Genomic DNA, 20722 nt, shown 5'->3' on the forward strand with positions numbered 1-20722 from the left:
CGTGGCTCACTTCAGCCGCTCGCGACGCAGCGACAGGCCGGCACCGAGCCTCGGCCCCGAGGGGGTCGTGGAGGTCGTGGAGAAGGGTTCGCGGAATTCCACGGTACGTCGGATGTGGCGCCTCAGCAGTTGTTCATAGACCGCCAGCACCGGCTCCCAGCGAAAACGTTCGTGGTGGCGCAGCCGACTGGCCCGTGACATATCGGCCAGCTGGGCCCGATCCTTGAGCAGTCGATCGAAGGTGGCCGTGGCTTCCTGCACACCATCGAAGTACGCGGCATACGGTCCGGCCACCCAGCTGTTGAAGCGGTTGCGCTGCGCCATCACCGGGTTGCCCGCGCCCAGGGCCTCGACCAGCGACGGGTTGGTGCCACCCACGCGGTGGCCGTGCACGTAGAGCAGGCTGTGGAAACGCAGGGCCTGCACCCGGTCAGGGTCGTAGACCGGGCCGAGGAAACACACCTCGTCGCTGGCCGCCTCCATCACCGCACGGTGGTAGGGCTGGGTGTCGGGCGCGTAGCGGCCCAGCACGGCCAGCCGGAGGCCGCGGCGGCGGGTGGAAAAGGCCTGCACGATCTCGAGCACCGAGTTCTCGATCTCGGGGCGCGCGATCAGCGTGACGTATTCACCCGGCTGCAGGCCCAGCGCCAGCACCGGCGTGATCGGCGCGTTGCGCACCTCGGGCGCGCCGTAGGGGATGACGGTGATCTTGCCCGGATCGGCCAGCCGCGCCAGGTGGGTGGCGATGCTCGGGTGGTCGGCCACCAGGTGGTCGCCGAGCTTGCAGCCGAGGAACTCGTTGGCGTAGAGCCAGGCCTTGGCCAGGCCGCTCCACTTCTCGCGCTGCCACTCGATGCCGTCCATGTTGATCACGTTGGGCACGCCCGCCAGCCGCAGCCGGGCGCAGAACGCCGCGGTGTTGTAGCCCAGGGTCAGCGCCACGTCGGGGCGGTGGCGCACGGCATGAGCCACGCAGCGCCAGTCGAAGCCGATGGTGGCGCGGGCCGTGTCGGCGCCCGAAGGCAGGTGGATGCGGTCGACGCCCTGCCAGACGTCGGCGTGCACCGGCCCGTGGCCGTCTTCCTGGCAGTAGACCGTCACGCGCCAGCCGCAGGCCACCAGGTGCAGCGCCAGGCGCTGGGCGAAGGTCTCGAAACCGCCATGCGCCGCCGGCACCCCGCGGATGCCGAGGATGGCCAGGTGGGGGCGGTGGTCGGCAGGACGGGAGGGTGCGCCGGACGGGCGTCGGGATGCTTCGGTGGCCATGCCGCCATCGTGTCCGGGTACGCGTGCGCCGTCTGCCCCGCGTCCCGCCGCCCCGTGCCCCGCGCTTGCAGGTCGGCGGGCGAAAGAGCCGCAAATGTGAAGAAGCGGTCCGGCCGGCGGGCCTGCGGGCCGGTGGCCGGCCGACTGGATCCCGCACCGAGGGGGCCTCGTTCACCCGGGCCGCGCAGCGCACGCGAAACGCGAAAAATCGCCCGGTCAGGCTCAGTCGATGAGCCTGCATGCCGTGCCATCGGTCACGGTCCGATGGCCCCCGGTGCGGTCTTTCACCCCCGATCGGCGGGAGCCATGCCGCCGCGGCGGTCCGCGCGGCCCGGCGGGATCGAAGCTTCTGCCCGAGGATTGTCACGCGTACGCTTGCGTATGCGCAACGATCCACCCCCGGAATTGCCACTCCCGGGTGCGACTTGTTCGTTTTCCCGGCTCAAACCTGTCAATATGTCGGGCCTCGCTGCGCGGGCTTTTTCGTGTCAGCGCGAATTTCTCTCTTGCCGTTGAAACCCGATGAGCACCAAGACCGACGACCGCAATCCCACTGACAAGATCGATTCCAACGGCCTGCGTTACCGCAACAAGACCCCAGGTTCACCGTTCGCCGCCCAGGGTGCCTTCGCCTCGGGCACCATGTCGTGTTTCCTGTGCGGCAAGCATCGGCCGCGCAACATGCTCAAGAGCCGGCGCCTGCTCGGCCGCAACGAGGCGGTCTGCGCCCCGAACTGCGCGGAAGTCGACGGCATCCTGGCCCAGCAGGCCTGATCGTCCTTGCGGCGCCGCCCGGCGCCATGGCGCGGTTCAGGCGTCGACGCCCAGCAGGCGCTCGACCGTCTGGCGCAGGTGGTCCAGGCCGTCCTCGGCCAGATCGGCGTCGTCCTCGAAGGCCTCGTCGGGCGTGTCCTCGTGCTGGAACAGCGTGAACAGCACCTCGCTGCCCGCGCCGTTGCCGACCACCCGCATGGTGTTGGTCAGCTGCGTGCCGCAGGGCAGCGTGACCGTGTGGTCCAGGATGCCCAGGTCGTTGAAGCGCGCGAAGCGGATGTCGATCAGCCCCTCCGGCGACTCGATCACCCACTGGCCGTCCAGGTACTCGACCGACGGGCAGAACTGCGGCGCCCACAGCGGCAGGTGGGCCGGGTTCGAGGCAAAGGCGTAGACCAGCGCGGCGGGCGCTGCGATCGTGACGGAACGGGTGATGGATTTCATGGGCGCGTATTCTCGTTGCATGGCCGTGCATCCTGAGTGCAGCCGGCCGCGGATGGATCGGGAATCGACAGGATACGCAGGCGTTTATCCGAGTTTGCCGGATCGGGAACCGGCCTAGCATCGGGGCGTCATTCTCAGGAACGTCCATGGCTGAACTGCCTGTCCCCGATCTGTCGCTGATGCCCCTGGAGGGCCAACCCCGTCCGACGGGCGCGGGTGGGCGGGTCGCCGTCGAGGCGCCGAAGTCCGAGCCTTTTGCCTGGCCGACGCCGCCGCTGGCCGCCTACGCGCCGCCGGTCTGCCAGATCGACCCCGAGCCCTGCGAGTACGAGCCCCGCCAGGGCGAGCCCCGCCAGGCGGTGCTGCTGTCGCTCGATCCGGTCGAGGGCCTGCTGCGCCTGCAGCTGCCCGCCGAACGCCACGTGACCGTGCTGCGCCTGGCGCAGATCCGCCGCCTGACGCTGACCCGTCCGCTGTGGCCGCTGGTCAGCGCCCCGCAGCGCCGGGTGCCGGGCGACGAGGCCGGCGAGCCGGTCGAGGCCCTGCAGCAGGTGCTCAAGCACTGGCCGAGCGTGCCCTACCAGCTCCAGCTGAGTTCCGGCGAATCGATCCAGGGCCAGACCGTCGGCCATGTCGAGCTGGACTGGGGCCTGTTCCTGTTCCCGCCGCTGGATGCGGCCTCGGGCAGCGTGCAGCGGGTGCTGGTGCCCCGTGGCATGGTCGGCCGGCTCGATGTCGGCGAGCGGCTCGGCCAGCTGCTCGCCGGCGGCGAGGCCGAGCGCCTGCGCCAGATCGAGGACGTCGCGCGCCTGCAGCGTGCGCTGCGCGAGCAGCGCATCGGCGAGGCCCTGGTGGCCCAGCAGGTGGTGACGGCCGACCAGCTGCTCGCCGCGCTCGACCAGCAGGCCCGCCTGCCGACGCTGCGCCTGGGCGAGGCGCTGGTGTCGCTGGGCGCGCTGAGCGACGAGCAGCTGCAGGAGTCGCTGCGCCAGCAGCGTGACGAGCGCAGCCAGCCGCTGGGCGAGCTGCTGCTGAGCCGCCAGCTGGTGACGCTCGAGCAGGTGCGCCATGCGCTGGCGCGCAAGATGGGTTATCCGGTCGTCGACGTCAGCCGCTTTCCGGTCGATGCCCAGGCGGTGCAGTGCCTGCCGCTGGACGCGGCACGGCGCCTGGGAGCGCTGCCGCTGATGCGTCGCGGCCTGCGCCTGGTGGTCGCGGTCGAGGATGCCAGCCGGCGCAGCCTGCTCGACGAGCTGTCGCGGCTGACCCGCTGCCAGATCGCGCCGGCGCTGTCCGACGGGGGCGACCTGGCCGCGGCCATCGAGTCCGCCTACGCCCGGGCCAATCCGCTGCCGGTCATCCGCATGCTCGAGGTCGAGCCGGGCCGCATGCCCGACCTCGACCTGGGCGCCGAGGCGCTGCTGACGGATCCTTCCACCTTCGCCCCGACGGCCGAGCCCGAACGCAAGCCGGCTGGTGCCCCGGCCCCGGAGCCGCTCGAGACCGCCGGCCTGATGATCGAGCTCGAGGCTGCCCCGGCCCCTGCGGTCGACCTGGGCTGGCCGGACCTGTCGGGCCTGTCGCCGGGGGCGGCCGCGCCATCGCCGGTGCCGCCCGCCACGCCCGCTCCGGGCGCGGTCCCCGACGCCCCGGCGCCGCCCCTGGTGGTGCCGAAGGCGGCGAGCTCACGCCGGGCGGCTCGCCAGGCCGAGGCCGCTGCCGCACCCCAGGCCCGCCCGGTCGTGGTGCCGGCGGCTGACGCGGCCGCCCCGACCGCCCCCCGGGCCGAGGCCCGCAGCGACAGCCCGCTGATCCAGCTGCTGGCCGGCCTGCTGGCCGAGGCGCAGCAGAAGGGGGCGCAGAGCCTGCACTTCGAGCCCCAGCTCGAGCCCGACCTGCTGCAGGTGCGCATGCGGGTGCGCGGGCAGCTGGAGCTGCTGCGCGAGCTGCCCGCGGTCTACCGCAACACCCTGCCGGGGCGCATCAAGTCGCTGGCCGAGCTGGACGTGGCCGAGACGCGGCGTCCCCAGCAGGGCCTGCTGCCGCTCGGGCGGGTGCTGCCCGGACAGAAGGCCGAGCTGCCGGTGGCGACGCTGCCGACGCAGTCCGGCCTCGAGGACCTGATCCTGACCCTGCCGAGCCGCCTGAAGCCGCTGGCGCTGGAGGCCCTGGGCCTGTCCACCCGCGACCTCGAGCGCTGGCGCCTGGCGCTCGACCGCCCCGGCGGCCTGCTGCTGACGGTCGGTCCGCCCCGCTCCGGGCGCACCACCTCGCTGCACGCCGGGCTGGCCCACCTGAACCGGCCCGAGCGCATGGTCTGCGCGATCGAGTCGCGCATCGAGCTCACGCAGCCGGGCCTGCGGCAGATCGAGATCAACCCGCGGGCCGGCCAGGACTACGAGCAGGCCCTGCGTGCGGTGATGCAGGCCGATGCCGACGTCATCATGGTGGCCGACCTGAGCCGCCCGTCGGTCAGCCGGCTGGCGCTGGAGGCCGCGCTCGACGGTCGCCTGGTGCTGGGCTGCCTGCCGGCGCGCAACACCACCGAGGCGGTGATGCGCCTGATCGACCAGGGCCTGGACGCCTGGAACCTCAGCGAATGCCTGCTGGGCGTGCAGGCCCAGCGCCTGCTGAACCGCCTCTGCAACGCCTGCCGCATGAGCCGTCCGGCCAAGGAGCAGGAGGTGGGTGAATGGCTCGAGGGTTATCTGCACGGCATGCCGGCCGACGACGCGGCGGCGATGCGCGAGCAGGTGCTGGCGGGCTGGGTCGAGCGCTTCGGCCGGGAGGGCCGCCTGCGCCGCTTCCACAGCCCGGGCTGCGAGCGCTGCAAGTCCTCGGGCCTGCGCGGGCGTCAGGCCGTGCACGAGGTGATGCTGGTCAGCCGCGAGCTGCGTCGCCTGATCCGCGCCGGTGCGCCGTCCTGGAACCTGCAGCGCCAGGCCATGAAGGACGGCATGCGCACGCTGCGCCAGGATGCCGTCGACAAGATGCTCGGCGGCCTGGTGTCCTTCGACGAGGTCCGCGGCATCGCGGACCTGTGAGCCGCGGGCGCTCAGCGCCCGCGCAGGAACAGCTGGTCCAGCTCCTTCATGCCGAGCTGGCGCCAGGTCGGCCGGCCGTGGTTGCACAGGTCGGCCCGCTCGGTGGTCTCCATGTCGCGCAGCAGCGCGTTCATCTCGTCGAGCGTCAGCCGGCGGTTGGCGCGCACCGCGCCGTGGCAGGCCATCGTGGCGAGGATCTCGTCGTGCGCCCGCTGCACCACCGCGCTGCCCCCGGTCTCGCCCAGTTCGGCCAGCACCGAGCGGGCGAGGGCGGCCGCATCCCCGCCCCGCAGCGCGGCCGGCACCGAGCGCACCGCCAGCACCCCGGGTGACAGCGGCGCCACGTCCAGCCCGAGCTGGCGCAGCGCGCCGGCATGGGTCTCGGCGATCGCCACCTCGGTCGGCGTGGCCTGGAAGGTCACGGCCACCAGCAGCGGCTGGCTGTCGATGTCACGTTCGTCCCGGTGCGTGCCCAGGCTGGCCTTCAGGCGTTCGTAGACGATGCGCTCGTGGGCCGCATGCATGTCGACGATGACCAGCCCGTGGCGGTTCTCCGCCAGGATGTAGACCCCCTGCAACTGGGCGATGGCCCGGCCGAGCGGCCAGTCGCCCGTGGGCAGCGTCGCCTCGGTGGCCGTGTCGACCGGTGCGGGGGCGGCGCGGCCGGTGGCGTCGGCGAGCATGCCCGGGCGCCAGTTCGGCAGCGGTTCGCGGGCCTGCAGGTGGGGGGCCTCGGGCAGGCCCAGCGTGGTCTGCACCGGCCAGCGGTGGCCGGCGGCCGCGGCGAGGGGGCGCGCCTCGACGGCTCCGGTCGCCTGTGCCGGTGGCTGCCCGGGCGGCCGGGCGAGCGCGGTGCCGCCGTCGGGCGGCAGGGCGGCGTCCGCGGTGCGCGACAGCGCGAGGGCGCCCTCGACCGCCCGGCGCACGGCCTGGTGCACCTCGCGCGAGTCGCGAAAGCGCACCTCGATCTTGGTCGGATGCACGTTGACGTCGACCCGCTCGGGCGTGATGTCGATGAAAAGCACGTAGCTGGGCTGGCGCGAGCCGTGCAGCACGTCCTCGTAGGCCGAACGCACGCCGTGAGCGACCAGGCGATCGCGCACGTGGCGGCCGTTCACGTACGCGTACTGCAGGTCGGCACGCGCGCGGGCCGCCTCGGGCAGGCCGACCCGGCCCCGCACGACCAGCGGGCCGACCTGCGCCAGCACCTCGCGGCTGGCGGCCATGAAGTCCAGGCCCAGCACGTCGCGCAGGCGCTGCTCGAGCGTGGTCGGCCGCCACTGCTCGACCAGGCGGCCTTCGTGCCAGACCGCGAAGCCGACCGCCGGCCGGGCCAGTGCATGGCGGCGCACGGCCTCCAGGCAATGCGCCAGCTCGGTGGCGTCGGTCTTCAGGAACTTGCGCCGGGCGGGGGTCGCGAAGAACAGCTCGCGCACCTCGACCGTCGTGCCCACCGCCCGCGCGGCCGGGCTGATCTCGCCGGTGCGCGCGTCGATGCGCAGGGCGTGGCCGTCGTCGGGCGTGCGGCTGGTGATGGACAGCTCGGCGATCGAGCCGATGGCCGCCAGCGCCTCGCCCCGGAAACCCATCGTGCCGACCTGCTCGAGGTCCTGCAGCGTGTCGATCTTGCTGGTGGCGTGGCGGCGCAGCGCCAGCGGCAGCTCGGCCGCGGCGATGCCCCCGCCATCGTCCTCGACCAGGATGGCCCGCACGCCGCCGGCGGCCAGCCGCACGGTGATCTGGCGGGCGCCCGCGTCCAGCGCGTTGTCGACCAGCTCGCGCACGACCGAGGCCGGGCGCTCCACCACTTCGCCCGCGGCGATCTGGCTGATCAGCTCGTCGGGCAGTTCTCGGATGGGGCGGCGCAGGGTGTCGGTCATGCCCGGGATTGTAGAAAGACCGCCGCCGCCGCCCGGCTCGGGGGGATGCGCCCAAAATGTCACCGACAGGCCGTCCGGCATCCGGATAATCCCGCCCCATGGACATGATCACTTTCCTCGTCGACTTCATCCTGCACGTCGACAAGCACCTCATCGAGTTCGTGCGCGACTACGGCGTCTGGGTCTATCTGCTGCTGTTCGCCATCATCTTCGTCGAGACCGGCCTGGTGGTGATGCCTTTCCTGCCGGGCGACTCGCTGCTGTTCGTCGCCGGGGCGCTGTGCGGCCTGGGGCTGATGGAGCTGCCGGTGCTGATGGCCGTGCTGCTGGTGGCCGCGTTCTCGGGCGACCAGCTCAACTACACCATCGGTCGGGCGCTGGGCCCCAAGGTGTTCGGCTGGGAGAACTCGCGCTTCTTCAACAAGAAGGCCTTCATGCAGGCGCACGACTTCTACGAGCGCCACGGCGGCGTCACGATCATCGTCGCGCGCTTCATGCCTTTCATCCGCACCTTCGCGCCGTTCGTTGCCGGGGTGGCCGAGATGACACGCTCGCGTTTCATGATGTTCAATGCCGCCGGCGCCGTGCTGTGGGTGGTCGGCCTGACGCTGGTGGGCTATCTGTTCGGCAACCTGCCCTGGGTGCAGTTGCACCTGCAGAAGATCATCTGGGCACTGATCGTCGTGCCGGGCCTGCTGGTGGTGTTCGGCTCGTGGCGCGCGCGCCGCAAGGAAGCGGCCACCGCCGCGGCCTGAGGCCGCGCCTCCGGGGCTGCCGGGCGCCGGCCCGCCGCCGTTCAGAGCATGCGCTCGCGCGACAGCGGCGGATTCTTCGAGAAGTAGCGGTGGATGCCGGTGTAGACCGCCTGCACCAGCCGGGCCTGGTAGCCCGCGTCGCGCAGCCGGTCCTCTTCCTCCGGGTTCGAGATGAAGGCGGTCTCGACCAGGATGGACGGGATGTCCGGGGCCTTGAGCACCGCGAATCCGGCCTGCTCGACCTGCTGCTTGTGCAGCCGGCCGACCTTGCCGATGTGGCCCAGCACCTCGCGGCCCAGCCGCATGCTGTCCTTGATCTGCGCGGTGGTGCTCATGTCGAGCAGCGCGCGCAGCACATGGGTGTCGGCCGCCTTGATGTTCAGGCCGCCGATCGCGTCGGCATTGTTCTCGCGCTGGGCCATCCAGCGCGCCGCGGCGCTGGTCGCGCCCGAGTCGGAGAGCGCGAACACCGACGCGCCCCGTGCCTCGGGGTTCATGAACGCGTCGGCATGGATCGAGATGAACAGGTCGGCCTGCACCCGGCGCGCCTTGCGCACCCGCTCATGCAGCGGCACGAAGTAGTCGCCGTCACGGGTCAGCATCGCCCGCATGCCGGGCCGGGCGTTCAAGCGCTCCTGCAGCTGGGTGGCGATCTGCAGCACGACATCCTTCTCGCGCAGCCCGCTGGGTCCGATGGCGCCGGGATCCTCGCCTCCATGGCCCGGATCGATGGCCACGACGATCAGCCGGTTGATGCTGCCGGGCGTCGGCTTGCGCTCCGGCGCGGCTTCGACCGGCAGGCGAGGGGAGGCCGGTGCCGCCGCGTGTGCCGAGGCATTGGGGACCGGCGCGGGGGCGGCGGGCGGGGCCGGGGTGCGACCGACCTGGCCGATGAACTCTCCCAGCGCGTCCCCGACCTCGGAGGCGGCCCGCTCGGAGGCGGGCGACTGCACGGTCGGGGCCGGGGTCGCGGGCTCCTGCGCCAGCGCGACGAGCGGGTCGGGCGCCGTGGCCGGATGCAGGTCGAACACCAGCCGGTGGCGGTACGAGGCCACCGGGCCGAGCGAGAACACCTGCGGCGTGGCACGTTTCTTCAGGTCGAAGACCATGCGCACCCGGCCGGGCTGGCTCTGCCCCAGGCGCACGCCGGCGATGTGCGGATCGTTCAGGCCGACCTTGGCGACCAGCTCCTTGAGCCGGGCGCTGAGTTCCAGGCCGTCGATGTCGATGACCAGCCGGGGGGGCTGGTCGATCATGAAGGACGTCGCGGCCAGCGCCGTGTCGGACTCCAGCGTCACCCGGGTGTAGTCCGAGGCCGGCCAGACCCGCACGGCCACGACGCTGGCGCCCCGCGCCAGCTGGGGCGCACCCAGCAGCAGCGTCCAGCAGCCGGCGTGTCGGAACCACTGCCGGCGGGTCAGCGTCGGCAGGCGTGCGGGCAGTTCGGCGATCAGGCTGTGCAGGCGACGACGCTTCATGGTCATGGTTCCGTGATGCTGGGCTGCAGGGTCGACAGCAGCGCCACGCCCAGCGGGGTGGCGGCCTCCAGCCTGACCTCGCGCCCGTCGTCCGGCCGCAGGCCGAGGTGGACACGCAGGTCGGGCACCGGAAGCAGCCCGGCGGCTTGGTCCGGCCACTCGACCAGCTTCAGTCCACGGGCAGCGAACAGCTCCCTGAACCCCGCATCTTCCCATTCGCGGGGGTCGCCGAAGCGATAGAAATCGAAGTGCCACACGGTGCAGTCCGGCAGATCGTAGGTCTCGACGATGGCGTAGCTCGGGCTCTTGATGCGGCCCTGCACGCCCATGGCGCGCAGCAGATGGCGCACGAAGGTGGTCTTGCCCGCCCCCAGCGTGCCGTGCAGCTCGATGCAGGCCTGGCGCAGTTCGGGCCGGGCGGCCAGCGACGCGGCGGTGGCCACGCACGCCGTCTCGTCCGACCAGTGCAGGGTCAGTGTTTCTAGAATCACTCGATGAACAGTCAGCGTGTGGAAGAACCGGACGGCGCGGCACTCGTGGAGCGCCTGCGGACCTGGGCTCTCGAGCTGGGATTCTCCCAGATCGGCGTCAGCGATGTGAACCTGCAGGGGGCTGAAAAGGGCTTGTTGCAGTGGCTGGACGCGGGTTTCCACGGGGAAATGGACTACATGGCCCGCCACGGACTGCGCCGGGCCCGGCCGGCCGAGCTGGTGCCGGGCACGGTGCGCGTCGTCAGCGCCCGCATGGACTACCTGCCGGCGGCGACCCCGCTCGGCTGGCGCGAACACGAGCAGGCCCGCCAGCATCAGCCGGATCAGGCGATCGTGTCCATGTACGCCAGAGGGCGTGACTATCACAAGGTGCTGCGCCAGCGCCTGCAGCAGCTGGCCGAGCGCCTGCAGGCCGAGGTCGGACCGACCGGCCATCGGGTGTTCTGCGACTCGGCGCCGGTGCTGGAGGTGGAGCTGGCCCGCCGCGCGGCGCTGGGCTGGCGCGGCAAGCACACGCTGCTGCTCGACCGTTCGGCCGGCTCGATGTTCTTTCTCGGCGAGATCTACATCGACCTGGCGCTGCCGCTCACCGGCGCGGCCGGGGCGGGGCACTGCGGCCGCTGCAGTGCCTGCCTGTCGGCCTGTCCGACCGGAGCCATCGTCGCGCCCTACCGGCTCGATGCCCGCCGCTGCATCAGCTACCTGACCATCGAGCACGACGGCCCGATCCCCGAGCCGCTGCGGGCGGCCTTCGGCAACCGCATCTACGGCTGCGACGACTGCCAGCTGGCCTGCCCGTGGAACAAGTACGCGCAGCGCAGCGCCTTGCCCGACTTCGACGTGCGCGCGCCGCTGGGCGACGCCACGCTGCTGGCGCTGTGGGCCTGGGACGAGGCGCAGTTCCTGCACCGCACCGAAGGCAGCGCGATCCGCCGCATCGGCCACCGCCGCTGGCAGCGCAACCTGGCGGTGGCGCTGGGCAATGCCTGGCGCGAGGCCGGGGATCCGGCGGTGCGGGCCGCGCTGCTCGAGCGTCGGGCGAGCCTGGGCGAGGCACCGGCCGATCCGGTGCTGGCCGAGCACATCGACTGGGCGCTGGCGCAGCGCCCGGCCGCCTGACCGGCCGGGCGGTGGCGCCGGGTCAGGCCGGGTGCAGCCAGCCGAACAGCGCCATCGTGACCGGCACGCTGGCCATGCCCAGCAGCGTCGAGGCGGTGACCAGCCCGGCGGTGTAGGGGCCGTCCCCGCCCATGCGGGCGGCCAGCACGTAGCAGCTCGAGGCGGTGGGCAGCGCGGCGAACGCGGCCAGCATCTGGGCCTGCCCACGGGGCAGGGCCCACAGCAGGCCGATCGCCAGCCCGGCCGCGGGCAGTGCCAGGTGCCGGATCGCCAGCAGCGCGGCGGCCAGCCGCGGGGCCTGCTGCAGGCCGCCGAACTCCAGCCCGGCACCCACGGCCATCAGCCCCAGCGGCAGCGCGGCCGCGCCGATGCGGGCGAGCGTGACCGCGACCGGTTCGGGCAGGCGCAGACCGGCCAGGTTGGCCAGCAGGCCGGCGACCGTGGCCAGGATCAGCGGGTTGTGCAGCAGCTCGCGCCAGGTGTCGTGGCGGCCATGGCGGGCCAGCGACCACACCGCGCCCAGATTGCACAGCGGCACGCACAGCGCGATCAGCACCGCGATCGAGGCCACCGAGGCGCTGCCGCCCAGCCGTTCGGCCAGCGCCAGGCCGACGTAGGAGTTGAAGCGGAACGCGACCTGGGCGCCCGAGGCCTGCAGGCGCGAGGGCACGCCCGGCACCCGGCCCAGGGCCGTGGCCAGCACGAAGCCCAGGCCCACCACCGCCGTGCCGCCCAGGCCGAGCTTCAGCGTGGTGTCCAGCGCCAGCGGCTGGCGCACGATGGCGGTGAACAGCAGCACCGGGAACAGCAGCCAGTACACCAGGCGTTCGACGCCGGACCAGACGCTGCGGTCCAGGGCGGTGTGGCGGCAGATCACGAAGCCCAGGGCGATCAGCAGGAAGTCGGGCAGCAGCAACAGGGCAAATTCGAGCATCGCCGCAGCTTAACGGTGGCGGGCGTACGCACGATCCACAAGCGCAATGACCCGCGGGGTGTGCCTGTGCGGCCACAGCGGGGGCGCCGCGGCGCATCGACCGGGGTAGCATCCTTCGATGCGTCGCGCCGTCCCATGCACGGGGCGTGTGCCGCGCCGCTGCCTTCACCAGGAGACCTCCGCCATGATTCGATCCCCCCGTCGTCTGATCCTGAAGTCCGCTGCGGCCGTGGCCGCCACGCTGACCGGCGCCCTGCTGGCCCCGGCGGCTTCGGCGCAGACCTACCCGGGCAAGCCGGTGCGGCTGATCGTGCCGTTCGCGCCCGGGGGGACCACCGACATCATCGCCCGCGTGGTGGCCGAGCGCATCGGCGCCGCGCTGGGCCAGACCATGGTGGTCGAGAACAAGGCCGGTGGCGGGGGCATCATCGGTGCGGCCGAGATCGCCAAGTCCGCGCCCGACGGCTACACGCTGGGCGTGGCGACGGTGTCGACCACCGCCTCCAACCCGGCGATCAACCCGCGCACGCCCTACAACACGCTGACCGACTTCACGCCGATCATCAACATGGCGGCCACGCCGAACGTGATCGCGGTGCACCCGAGCTTTCCGGCGCGTGACCATGCGGCCTTCCTCGCCGCGCTGAAGAAGTCGCCCGGGCGCTACAGCTTCAGCAGCTCCGGCACCGGGGGCATCGGCCACCTGCAGATGGAGCTCTACAAGACGCTGACCGGCGTGTTCGTCACCCACATCCCCTACCGGGGCGCGGGTCCGGCGCTCAACGACACCGTGGCCGGCCAGGTGCCGATGATCTTCGACAACCTGCCCTCGGCGCTGCCCTTCATCAAGGACGGCCGGCTGATGCCCATCGTCGTGGCCGCGCCCCAGCGCCTGGCCGTGCTGCCCAACGTGCCCACCTTCAAGGAGGTGGGGCTGGAGCCGGTCAACCGCATGGCGTTCTACGGCATCTACGGCCCCAAGGGCCTGCCCAGGGAGGTCGTCGACAAGGTCTACCAGGCGGTGCGCAAGACGCTGGAGGACCCGTCGGTGCGCAAGCGCATCGAGGACACCGGCTCGCTCATCGTGGCCAACACGCCCGAGCAGTTCGCCGCCCAGATCAAGGCCGAGTACGAGGTCTACCAGCGGGTGGTCGAGAAGCAGAAGCTCGCGCTCGATTGACGGCCGATCCCACCCCCGGCGCGGCGGGCACCGTGTCCGCCCTGGCGCTGCAGCGCAGCGCCGTGTCGATCGACCGTTTCCTCGAGGCGCTCTGGCTCGAGGATGGTCTGGCGGCCAACACGCTGCAGGCCTATCGCCGTGACCTGCAGGGCCTGGCCGACTGGCTGGCCTGCGAGGCCGGCCTCGGGCTGGAGCAGGCACACGAGGCCGATCTGCTCGGCTACATCGCCGATCGCCATGCGTCCAGCCGGGCCACCTCGGCCAACCGGCGCCTGGCGGTGTTCCGGCGCTTCTACCGCTGGGCCCTGCGCGAGCAGGGCATCGAGCGGGATCCGACGCTGCGCCTGAGCCCGGCCCGCCAGCCGCCCCGCACGCCGCAGACGCTCACCGAGGCCCAGGTCGAGGCGCTGCTGGCCGCCCCCGACGTGGCCACGCCGCTGGGCCTGCGCGACCGGGCGATGCTCGAGCTGATGTATGCCGCCGGGCTGCGCGTCAGCGAGCTGGTCGGGCTGCGTTGCCTCGACGTCGTCACCGGTGACGCGGTGCTGCGGGTCACCGGCAAGGGCGCGAAGGAGCGCCTGCTGCCCTTCGGCCAGGAGGCGCTGCGCTGGCTGCTGGCCTATGTCGCCGAGGCCCGTCCGGCCCTGCTGGGCGGGCGCGACAGCGACGACCTGTTCGTCACGCTGCGGGCGGGCGAGGCCATGACCCGCCAGATGTTCTGGGTGCTGGTGCGGCGCCACGCGGTGCAGGCGGGCATCCGCGCGCACCTCTCGCCGCACACGCTGCGGCACGCTTTTGCGACCCACCTGCTCAACCATGGTGCGGATCTGCGCGCGGTGCAACTGCTGCTGGGGCATGCTGACATCGCCACCACGCAGATTTACACCCACGTCGCCCGCGAGCGCCTGCGCCAGTTGCACGCCAGGCACCACCCGCGAGGCTGAATCAGGCGGCTGGCGGTCGCCGCGCCGGCTTCATCTTTCGGCGCGGCGGTTAATGCCCGAGTTTCTCCGGCGCGATTCTTGTGTTGTCCGTATCCAGCGAGCCTGGCGCGCGGCAATTGGCCCCAGGTCAGGGTGGGTCGACCTCTGTTGTCGGAATCCAACGAACTCTGGATGTGTGGCCGTGTCATGCGGGTATTTACTACAAGGCGACTTTGGACGCGGTAGCATTTGTCACGCTGGATCGTTTCTGTCGGACTCGTGTCGAGTCCAGTTTAATTAGGAGAAGCACATGAAAAAATCTCTGATCGCTCTGGCCCTGCTGGGTTCCGTCGCGGGTCTGGCGCAAGCCCAGTCCGTGACCCTGTACGGTCTCGTCGACGTGGTGGCGCACAAGGACAAGGGCGCTGGCTGGAAAATGACTTCCGGTGGCGTGAACCAGAGCCGCCTGGGCGTCAAGGGCAGCGAAGACCTGGGTGGCGGCCTGAAGGCCAACTTCCTGCTGGAACATGGCTTCAACCTCGACACCGGCACCACGGCCGGCAGCGCCTTCTGGGGTCGTCAGGCCTACGTGAGCCTGTCGGGCGGCTTCGGTGAAGTCAAGTTCGGCAAGATCTGGTCGGCCTACGACGACATCTCGGGCGCCACCAACCCGGTGTTCGACTCGGTCCTGTCCCCCACCGCCGTGTGGGCCAGCACCGGCTACAACGCCAACCCGAACAACGGCGTCTACTACGCGTCCCCGACCTTCGGTGGCGTGAGCGCCGCGGTCAGCACCAACGCGCCGGAAGGTGTCTCGGGTGCCCGTTCCTCCGCGGCTCACGTCAAGTACGACGGCGGCCCGATCTACGCCGGCGTCGCCTACCAGCGTGACGGCGACACCAAGTTCGCCCGCCTGAACGCCAGCTACGACTTCGGCTCCGTCAAGCTGCTGGCGGGCTACGGCCACGTCAAGGCCGCTGACGAGACGAAGACCAACGAGTGGACCCTCGGCGCGAACGTGCCGGTGACGGCTGCCGTGACCGTGTCGGCCGGCTACGCCTCGTCCAAGACCGAAGGCGCCGAGCGCGCCACCGGCGTGTCGCTGGGCGCGACCTACGCGCTGTCCAAGCGCACCTTCGTGTACGGTGGTTACCTCGACACCAAGAACGCCGGTCCGGACCGCCGCTACGGCGCTGGCCTGCAGCACGCGTTCTGATGCTGAGCGGCGGCCCGCGGGCCGCCGCGACCGATCGAACGTCCGGAGCCTCCACGATGTCGTGGAGGCTTTTTTTTTGCCTTTGCAAACCCGCTCGGCGGGACCGGATCGGGTGGCGTGAAGTGAGCCCTGAAATGGCGCGGGGGACGGTCAAGCCGCCCCCCGCGCATAAGTCCGTGATTCCCCGCTCCGTGATTCTCCGGTCGTGACCACGACCCCGCATGCGGGGGGCGTGACCATGGAATTACTTATCTTTCCTGTGGATGCAATCTACTGGTGCATCGAATCTGCCTGCTGGTGCATTGAATCTTCCTGTTGGTGCGCAAGGTCAGCGGCCGCCGGCCGCGGTCGAAGCCTCGAACCGTCGGGCCAGCAGGGATAATGTCAACGTCAGCAGCAGGTATACCGCCGATATGGCGAGGTAAGGCTCCCAATATCGGGAATAGGCCCCCGCGACGGTTCGTGCGGCCAGTGCCAGTTCAGCCAGGCCGATGGCCGAGACCAGCGACGAGTCCTTGATCAGCGTGACGCCTTCGTTGACCAGCGCCGGCACCATGCGCCGGAAGGCCTGCGGCAGGATCACGAAGCGCATGCTCTGCGCGTGGGTCAGGCCCAGGCTGTAGGCCGCCTGCGTCTGGCCCCGGTGGATGCTCTGGATGCCGGCCCGGAAGATCTCCGAGATGTAGGCCCCCGCGTTCAGGCTCAGCGCCAGGCAGCCCGAGAAGAACGCGCCGTGCTCCTGGCGGAAGGTGCGGGCCGCCTCGCCGCTGAGCAGCAGCCCGTGATCGGGCTGGATCAGCGCGGGCATCAGCGCGAAGTGCACCAGCAGGATCTGCACGAACAGCGGCGTGCCGCGGAAGAAGGTCACGTAGGCGGTGGTGAAGCCTCGCAGCAGCACCATCAGCCCGCGTGCCGCCGTCGAGCGGGGCGGCGGGGCCGAGCGTGAACTGCTGACGAGGCCGAACAGCACCCCGAGCATCAGGCCGGCCGTGATGGCCACGAGGGTCAGCTGGACCGTCGCCAGCATGCCTTCCCAGAACAGCGGGCCGTAGCCCGCCAGGATTTCCCAGCGCAGATCCACGTGGTGCTCCGTCGACGCCGGCGGGGATCAGTTCGACGCTGCCGGGGCGGCAGGGGCGGCACCGAAGTACTTGCTGTAGATCTGGGCGTAGGTGCCGTCGGCCTTGATGTCGGCCAGGCCCTTGTTGATCTTCTCCAGCAGCTCGGTGTTGCCCTTCTTGACGGCGATGCCGTACTGCTCGGGCGTGAAGCTGGTGTCGGCGACGGTCTTGAACTTCGCCCCGGTGTTGTTGGTCACGTAGTGGATGACCACGCCGTTGTCGGCGACCACCGCGTCCACGCCACCCGACTCGAGCTCCTTGAGCGCCAGCGGGGTCGACTCGAAGCGCTTGATGGCCGTGCTGGTCTTGCCGATCAGCTTGGTCACGACCTCGTCGCCGGTGGTGCCGGTCTGCACGCCGACCTTGAGCTTCTTCAGGTCGTCGAACTTGCCGACCTTGGAGTCGTCCTTGACGGCGATCAGCTGCTGCGCGTCGAAGTACGGCGAGCTGAAGTCCATCGTCTGCTTGCGCTCGTCGGTGATCGTGATGGCCGAGACCAGCAGGTCGCGGTCACCCTGGCCCAGCGCATTGAAGATGCCTTCCCACGGCGTGTTGACGAACTTGACCTCGATGCCGGCCTTCTTCGCGGCGGCGCTGACCACGTCGATGTCGAAGCCGACGATCTCGCCCTTCTCGTTCTGCGACTCGAACGGCGCATAGGCGGCGTCGGTGCCCACGGTGTAGACGACGGCCGCAGCGGGGGCGCTGGCAGAGGCCGAGGCGGCGTCCATCGGGGCGGCGGCTTCCTTCTTGCCGCAGGCCGCCAGCAGCACGGCGGCGGCCATCAGGCCGGAAGTCTGCAGGAATCGTCGGGTGGTCCAGAGGCTCATGAGGGGTCCTTGAAGGGGCAGGAAAGGTGTCGGGAGTGTATCGGCGAGCAGCACGCATGGCGGCGGCAGCCCGCAAGCATGCACCAGCAGGTTCCGGGCCGGTACCCGGGCGAGCCCGGCGCCTGATCCAGATCAGGCCTGCGGCGCGGGGGCGGCCGGCTCAGGGCCTCACTGGATGCTGCCCGAGCCCGGCAGGTGCTCGGCCGGGGGAATGAACAGCTCGCCCACGTCGACCGCGTCGAAGGGGTACTGCGCGCCGCAGAACTCGCAGCCCACCTCGACCAGGCCCCGCTCGGCGATCACGCCGTCGACCTCCTCGCGGCCCAGGCCCGTGAGCATGCGCGCGACCCGCTCGCGCGAGCAGGTGCAGGCGAATCGCGGCGTCTGCGGCTCGTAGCGGCGCAGGTCCTCTTCCCAGAACAGCCGGCGCAGGATGGTGTCGACGTCCAGCGTCAGCAGTTCGTCGCGGGTCAGCGTGGCCGCCAGGTGCGAGATGCGGTTGTAGCCCTCGTTGAGGCCGATCTCGTCCTCGTGGTGCCGCCCGCCCAGATTGCCTTCCCCCTCGACGGGCAGGCGCTGGATCAGCAGCCCGGCGGCGACCTGCCCGTTGGCCGCCAGCACCAGCCGGGTGTCGAGCTGCTCGGACTGCAGCATGTAGTGCTCCAGCACCTCGTTGAGGTTCTGCAGCGGTTCACGCTGGTCGCCGTGCAGCGGCACGATGCCCTGGTAGGGCTGCTGTCCGGGCTGGCGGTCCTGCGGGTCGAGCGTGATCGCGCAGCGGCCCTGGCCGTTGACGTTGAGCAGCGCCTCCAGGCGCGCGTCGTCGGCCACCGGGCCCTGCACCGTGGCGGTCGCGCGCAGCGCCAGATCGGGCTGGACCTCGGCCACCGCGAGCTTGACCGGGCCGTCGCCCAGCATCTGCAGGATCAGCGGGCCGTTGAACTTGATGTTGGCCTGCATCAGCACGGCCGCCGCGGACATCTCGCCCAGCAGCATGGTGACCGGGGCGGGGTAGCCGCCGGCGGCCTCGCGGCGCGCCAGCATCTCGGTCCAGGCACCGGTCAGCCGCACCAGCATGCCGCGCACGGGCAGGCCCTCGAACAGGAAGCGATGGAGTTCACCACCGGCGATCGTGCTGACGGTGGTGGTGGGGTGGGAACTGCTGCCCATGGATTCAGCCTGCTTTCTTGAGCTCGCGTGCGTGGTGCTGCGCTTGGTGGACATAGTGTCGGGCCCCCCGGCCGTAGGCCTCGGCCTCTTCGGGGGTGAGGGTGCGGACCACCCGGGCGGGGCTGCCCACGATCATCGAGTAGTCCGGGAATTCCTTGCCTTCGGTGACCAGCGCGCCGGCGCCGACCACGCAGTGCCGGCCGATGCGCGCGCGGTTGAGCACGATCGCGCCGATGCCGATCAGCGAACCGTCGCCGATCGTGCAGCCGTGCAGCATCACCTGGTGGCCGACGGTCACCTCCTCACCCACCACCAGCTCGATGCCCTGGTCGGTGTGGAGCACCGAATTGTCCTGGATGTTGCTGCCCCGGCCGATGCGGATGTGGTCGGTGTCCCCACGCAGCACGGCACCGTACCAGACGCTGGCGTCCTCGCCCAGGTGCACCCGCCCGATCACGTCGGCGCTGTCGGCCACCCAGGCGGTGGGGTGGATCTCGGGCATGTGTTCGCCCAGCTGGTAGATGCTCATCGGGTTTCCTGATCAGGGTCAAGCGCGCAGGCTTGTGGAGCGGCCGCCACGCCGTCGAAGGCAAAATTGTAGGGATGGACTTGAGACCATCGGCCCTGCGGGCCTTGTGCATCATCGACCCGGCCGAAAAAGCCGCCGTCGTCCGGGACTTGCACGCCCGTGCCACGACGCTGACCCTGGATCCCGGGGCGGTGCTGGACGAGCCGGCCGGTCTGCCCGGGCGGCCGGCGCTGCCGCGTCTGGTGCCGGCGATGGCGGTGCCGCGGCGCTCGCACCGCCACCCGCTGGGCCTGGCCGCGCTGATGCACGCGATCGCCCACATCGAGTTCAATGCCATCAACCTGGCGCTCGACGCGGTCTGGCGCTTTCCCGGCCTGCCGCCGGCCTATTACCTGGACTGGCTGCGGGTCGCTGCCGAGGAGGCCGAGCACCACCTGCTGGTGGTCGGCCACCTGGCCACGCTGGGCCACCGCTACGGTGACTTCGACGCCCACGACGGCCTGTGGACCATGACCTGGAACACCCGCCACGACTTCATCGCCCGCATGGCGCTGGTGCCCCGCACGCTCGAGGCCCGCGGGCTGGACGCGACCCCGCTGATCCAGGACAAGCTGCGCGAGGTCGGTGACCTCGCCGCGGTGGCCATCCTCGACGTGATCCTGCGCGAGGAGGTCGGCCACGTGGCCATCGGCAACCACTGGTACCGCTGGGCCTGCGAGCGGGCGGGGCAGGATCCGGTGGCGCTATACCCGGAGCTGGTGCGGCGCTACGAAGCCCCGCGGCTGCGCCCGCCCTTCAACCTGGCGGCCCGCCGGGCCGCGGGGTTCACCGCCGAGGAGCTGGTGTGGCTGCAGGTGCCGGCACCGGCCCGGGAGCGCACATGACGACACGCGCCACGGCCGCCCGCTGACCGGCTGAGCCACCCGAGCCGGTCCCCGCTCAGCTCGCGTCGAAGAAATAACGCTTCAGGCCGGCCAGGATCATCTCCACCGCCACGGCGGTCAGCACCAGGCCCATCAGCTTCTCGATGGCCGACACCATCGAGTCGCCCAGCCAGTGGCGCAGCCGGTCCGCGCCCAGCAGCACGGCGGTGGACACCAGCATGGCCGCGCTCAGCGCGGCGGCCCAGGTCCACAGGTGCTCGGGCTGGCGCGAGGCCAGCAGCAGCACGGTGGCCATCGCCGACGGCCCGGCCAGCAGCGGCACCGCCAGCGGGAAGATCAGCGGCTCGCGGCCCTCGCCGTCGCTGGCGTACATCTCGTTCGAGCCGGAGAAGATCATGCGCATGGCGATGATCAGCAGGATCACGCCGCCGGCCACCTCCAGCGAGCGCTCGGACAGCCGCATCAGCGACAGGAAGTGCTGGCCGCCGGCCATGAACAGCGCCAGCACGGTGAAGGCGATCAGCGCCTCGCGCAGCGCCACGCGGGTGCGCCGCTGCTCGGGCACGCCACGCAGCACCGAGATGTAGATCGGCAGGCTGCCGAAGGGGTCGAGCACCAGCAGCAGCAGCACGAAGGCGGACGTGAATGAATGATCCATGCCGCCATTGTGGCGTGCGTGGCGTG

Annotated in this window: 19 protein-coding genes; 8 read left to right on the forward strand and 11 right to left on the reverse strand. The window is 71.2% G+C overall.

The annotated features are described in order from the left end of the window. Positions 1–6: 6 nt before the first annotated feature. A complete protein-coding gene (locus C7444_RS09530; RefSeq protein ID WP_110400621.1) occupies positions 7–1266 on the reverse strand; it encodes a glycosyltransferase in 1260 nt (419 codons plus the stop codon). Positions 1267–1788: 522 nt separating this feature from the next. Between C7444_RS09530 and C7444_RS09535 the strand changes: the two genes are divergently transcribed. Then, positions 1789–2040, forward strand: coding sequence for a hypothetical protein (locus tag C7444_RS09535; protein ID WP_110400622.1), 252 nt, complete (start codon positions 1789–1791; stop codon positions 2038–2040). Positions 2041–2076: 36 nt separating this feature from the next. Here the strand turns inward: C7444_RS09535 and C7444_RS09540 are convergent, their stop codons facing one another. After that, positions 2077–2505 (reverse strand): SRPBCC family protein, encoded by a 429-nt coding sequence (locus C7444_RS09540; protein WP_211317512.1) that lies wholly within the window; start codon positions 2503–2505, stop codon positions 2077–2079. Positions 2506–2630: 125 nt separating this feature from the next. Between C7444_RS09540 and C7444_RS09545 the strand changes: the two genes are divergently transcribed. Next, positions 2631–5528, forward strand: a complete 2898-nt coding sequence (locus C7444_RS09545) for a GspE/PulE family protein (protein ID WP_110400624.1) — start codon at positions 2631–2633, stop codon at positions 5526–5528. A gap of 11 nt (positions 5529–5539) precedes the next feature. Here C7444_RS09545 and mutL read toward each other — a convergent pair whose 3' ends face one another. Next, complete coding sequence (mutL, locus tag C7444_RS09550; protein ID WP_110400625.1) at positions 5540–7408, reverse strand: DNA mismatch repair endonuclease MutL; 1869 nt, start codon at positions 7406–7408, stop codon at positions 5540–5542. Between the two features lie 98 nt (positions 7409–7506). Here mutL and C7444_RS09555 point away from each other — a divergent pair, with 98 nt between their 5' ends. Next, complete coding sequence (locus C7444_RS09555) at positions 7507–8163, forward strand: DedA family protein (RefSeq protein ID WP_110400626.1); 657 nt, start codon at positions 7507–7509, stop codon at positions 8161–8163. Positions 8164–8204: 41 nt separating this feature from the next. On the opposite strand, the gene C7444_RS09560 is transcribed toward C7444_RS09555, so the two are convergent. Continuing rightward, positions 8205–9641, reverse strand: coding sequence for an N-acetylmuramoyl-L-alanine amidase (locus C7444_RS09560; RefSeq protein WP_110400627.1), 1437 nt, complete (start codon positions 9639–9641; stop codon positions 8205–8207). A gap of 2 nt (positions 9642–9643) precedes the next feature. Continuing rightward, positions 9644–10132: a tRNA (adenosine(37)-N6)-threonylcarbamoyltransferase complex ATPase subunit type 1 TsaE gene (gene tsaE, locus C7444_RS09565; protein ID WP_110400628.1), complete on the reverse strand. Its 489-nt coding sequence runs from the start codon at positions 10130–10132 to the stop codon at positions 9644–9646. A 3-nt stretch (positions 10133–10135) separates the two neighbouring features. Between tsaE and queG the strand changes: the two genes are divergently transcribed. After that, positions 10136–11251, forward strand: a complete 1116-nt coding sequence (gene queG / locus C7444_RS09570; protein WP_211317513.1) for a tRNA epoxyqueuosine(34) reductase QueG — start codon at positions 10136–10138, stop codon at positions 11249–11251. A gap of 22 nt (positions 11252–11273) precedes the next feature. Here the strand turns inward: queG and C7444_RS09575 are convergent, their stop codons facing one another. Next, on the reverse strand, positions 11274–12185 hold the full coding sequence (locus C7444_RS09575; protein ID WP_110400629.1) for an AEC family transporter: 912 nt from the start codon (positions 12183–12185) through the stop codon (positions 11274–11276). Positions 12186–12369: 184 nt separating this feature from the next. Here C7444_RS09575 and C7444_RS09580 point away from each other — a divergent pair, with 184 nt between their 5' ends. The 3 genes from C7444_RS09580 to C7444_RS09590 all read left to right on the forward strand — a co-directional run bounded on the left by C7444_RS09580 (position 12370) and on the right by C7444_RS09590 (position 15504). Then, positions 12370–13365 carry a tripartite tricarboxylate transporter substrate binding protein BugE gene (locus C7444_RS09580; RefSeq protein WP_110400630.1) on the forward strand — a complete coding sequence of 332 codons (996 nt, stop codon included), beginning with the start codon at positions 12370–12372 and terminating at the stop codon, positions 13363–13365. Further along, on the forward strand, positions 13362–14309 hold the full coding sequence (xerD, locus tag C7444_RS09585; protein WP_110400631.1) for a site-specific tyrosine recombinase XerD: 948 nt from the start codon (positions 13362–13364) through the stop codon (positions 14307–14309). The genes C7444_RS09580 and xerD overlap by 4 nt, the downstream gene beginning before the upstream one ends. A 289-nt stretch (positions 14310–14598) precedes the next feature. Beyond that, on the forward strand, positions 14599–15504 hold the full coding sequence (locus C7444_RS09590; RefSeq protein WP_110400632.1) for a porin: 906 nt from the start codon (positions 14599–14601) through the stop codon (positions 15502–15504). 328 nt (positions 15505–15832) lie between these two features. On the opposite strand, the gene C7444_RS09595 is transcribed toward C7444_RS09590, so the two are convergent. The 4 genes from C7444_RS09595 to C7444_RS09610 form a co-directional block, all read right to left on the reverse strand. Further along, positions 15833–16585 carry an amino acid ABC transporter permease gene (locus tag C7444_RS09595; protein WP_110400633.1) on the reverse strand — a complete coding sequence of 251 codons (753 nt, stop codon included), beginning with the start codon at positions 16583–16585 and terminating at the stop codon, positions 15833–15835. Positions 16586–16612: 27 nt separating this feature from the next. Further along, positions 16613–17455, reverse strand: coding sequence for a basic amino acid ABC transporter substrate-binding protein (locus C7444_RS09600; RefSeq protein ID WP_110400634.1), 843 nt, complete (start codon positions 17453–17455; stop codon positions 16613–16615). A gap of 168 nt (positions 17456–17623) precedes the next feature. Next, the gene (gene hslO, locus C7444_RS09605; RefSeq protein WP_110400635.1) at positions 17624–18625 is read right to left on the reverse strand and encodes an Hsp33 family molecular chaperone HslO; all 1002 of its coding nucleotides are present in this window, start codon (positions 18623–18625) and stop codon (positions 17624–17626) included. A 4-nt stretch (positions 18626–18629) separates the two neighbouring features. After that, positions 18630–19154, reverse strand: a complete 525-nt coding sequence (locus tag C7444_RS09610) for a gamma carbonic anhydrase family protein (protein WP_110400636.1) — start codon at positions 19152–19154, stop codon at positions 18630–18632. A gap of 74 nt (positions 19155–19228) precedes the next feature. On the opposite strand from C7444_RS09610, the gene C7444_RS09615 reads away from it, so the two are divergent. Continuing rightward, positions 19229–20038 carry a ferritin-like domain-containing protein gene (locus C7444_RS09615; RefSeq protein ID WP_110400637.1) on the forward strand — a complete coding sequence of 270 codons (810 nt, stop codon included), beginning with the start codon at positions 19229–19231 and terminating at the stop codon, positions 20036–20038. Positions 20039–20093: 55 nt separating this feature from the next. Here C7444_RS09615 and C7444_RS09620 read toward each other — a convergent pair whose 3' ends face one another. Next, a complete protein-coding gene (locus tag C7444_RS09620; RefSeq protein ID WP_110400638.1) occupies positions 20094–20696 on the reverse strand; it encodes a MarC family protein in 603 nt (200 codons plus the stop codon). Positions 20697–20722 lie beyond the last annotated feature (26 nt).

It is taken from the genome of Sphaerotilus hippei, assembly GCF_003201595.1.
GTDB classification, from domain to species: domain Bacteria; phylum Pseudomonadota; class Gammaproteobacteria; order Burkholderiales; family Burkholderiaceae_C; genus Sphaerotilus; species Sphaerotilus hippei.

Bases quoted from the DNA above. Each gene is read 5' to 3' on its own strand.
- C7444_RS09590 (WP_110400632.1), top strand. From the start codon at position 14,599: ATGAAAAAATCTCTGATCGCTCTGGCCCTGCTGGGTTCCGTCGCGGGT.
- C7444_RS09545 (WP_110400624.1), top strand. From the start codon at position 2,631: ATGGCTGAACTGCCTGTCCCCGATCTGTCGCTGATGCCCCTGGAGGGC.
- queG (WP_211317513.1), top strand. From the start codon at position 10,136: ATGAACAGTCAGCGTGTGGAAGAACCGGACGGCGCGGCACTCGTGGAG.
- C7444_RS09610 (WP_110400636.1), bottom strand. From the start codon at position 19,154: ATGAGCATCTACCAGCTGGGCGAACACATGCCCGAGATCCACCCCACC.
- C7444_RS09580 (WP_110400630.1), top strand. From the start codon at position 12,370: ATGATTCGATCCCCCCGTCGTCTGATCCTGAAGTCCGCTGCGGCCGTG.
- C7444_RS09600 (WP_110400634.1), bottom strand. From the start codon at position 17,455: ATGAGCCTCTGGACCACCCGACGATTCCTGCAGACTTCCGGCCTGATG.
- C7444_RS09615 (WP_110400637.1), top strand. From the start codon at position 19,229: ATGGACTTGAGACCATCGGCCCTGCGGGCCTTGTGCATCATCGACCCG.
- C7444_RS09530 (WP_110400621.1), bottom strand. From the start codon at position 1,266: ATGGCCACCGAAGCATCCCGACGCCCGTCCGGCGCACCCTCCCGTCCT.
- C7444_RS09540 (WP_211317512.1), bottom strand. From the start codon at position 2,505: ATGCAACGAGAATACGCGCCCATGAAATCCATCACCCGTTCCGTCACG.
- C7444_RS09560 (WP_110400627.1), bottom strand. From the start codon at position 9,641: ATGAAGCGTCGTCGCCTGCACAGCCTGATCGCCGAACTGCCCGCACGC.
- C7444_RS09555 (WP_110400626.1), top strand. From the start codon at position 7,507: ATGGACATGATCACTTTCCTCGTCGACTTCATCCTGCACGTCGACAAG.
- hslO (WP_110400635.1), bottom strand. From the start codon at position 18,625: ATGGGCAGCAGTTCCCACCCCACCACCACCGTCAGCACGATCGCCGGT.
- C7444_RS09535 (WP_110400622.1), top strand. From the start codon at position 1,789: ATGAGCACCAAGACCGACGACCGCAATCCCACTGACAAGATCGATTCC.
- C7444_RS09575 (WP_110400629.1), bottom strand. From the start codon at position 12,185: ATGCTCGAATTTGCCCTGTTGCTGCTGCCCGACTTCCTGCTGATCGCC.
- C7444_RS09620 (WP_110400638.1), bottom strand. From the start codon at position 20,696: ATGGATCATTCATTCACGTCCGCCTTCGTGCTGCTGCTGCTGGTGCTC.
- mutL (WP_110400625.1), bottom strand. From the start codon at position 7,408: ATGACCGACACCCTGCGCCGCCCCATCCGAGAACTGCCCGACGAGCTG.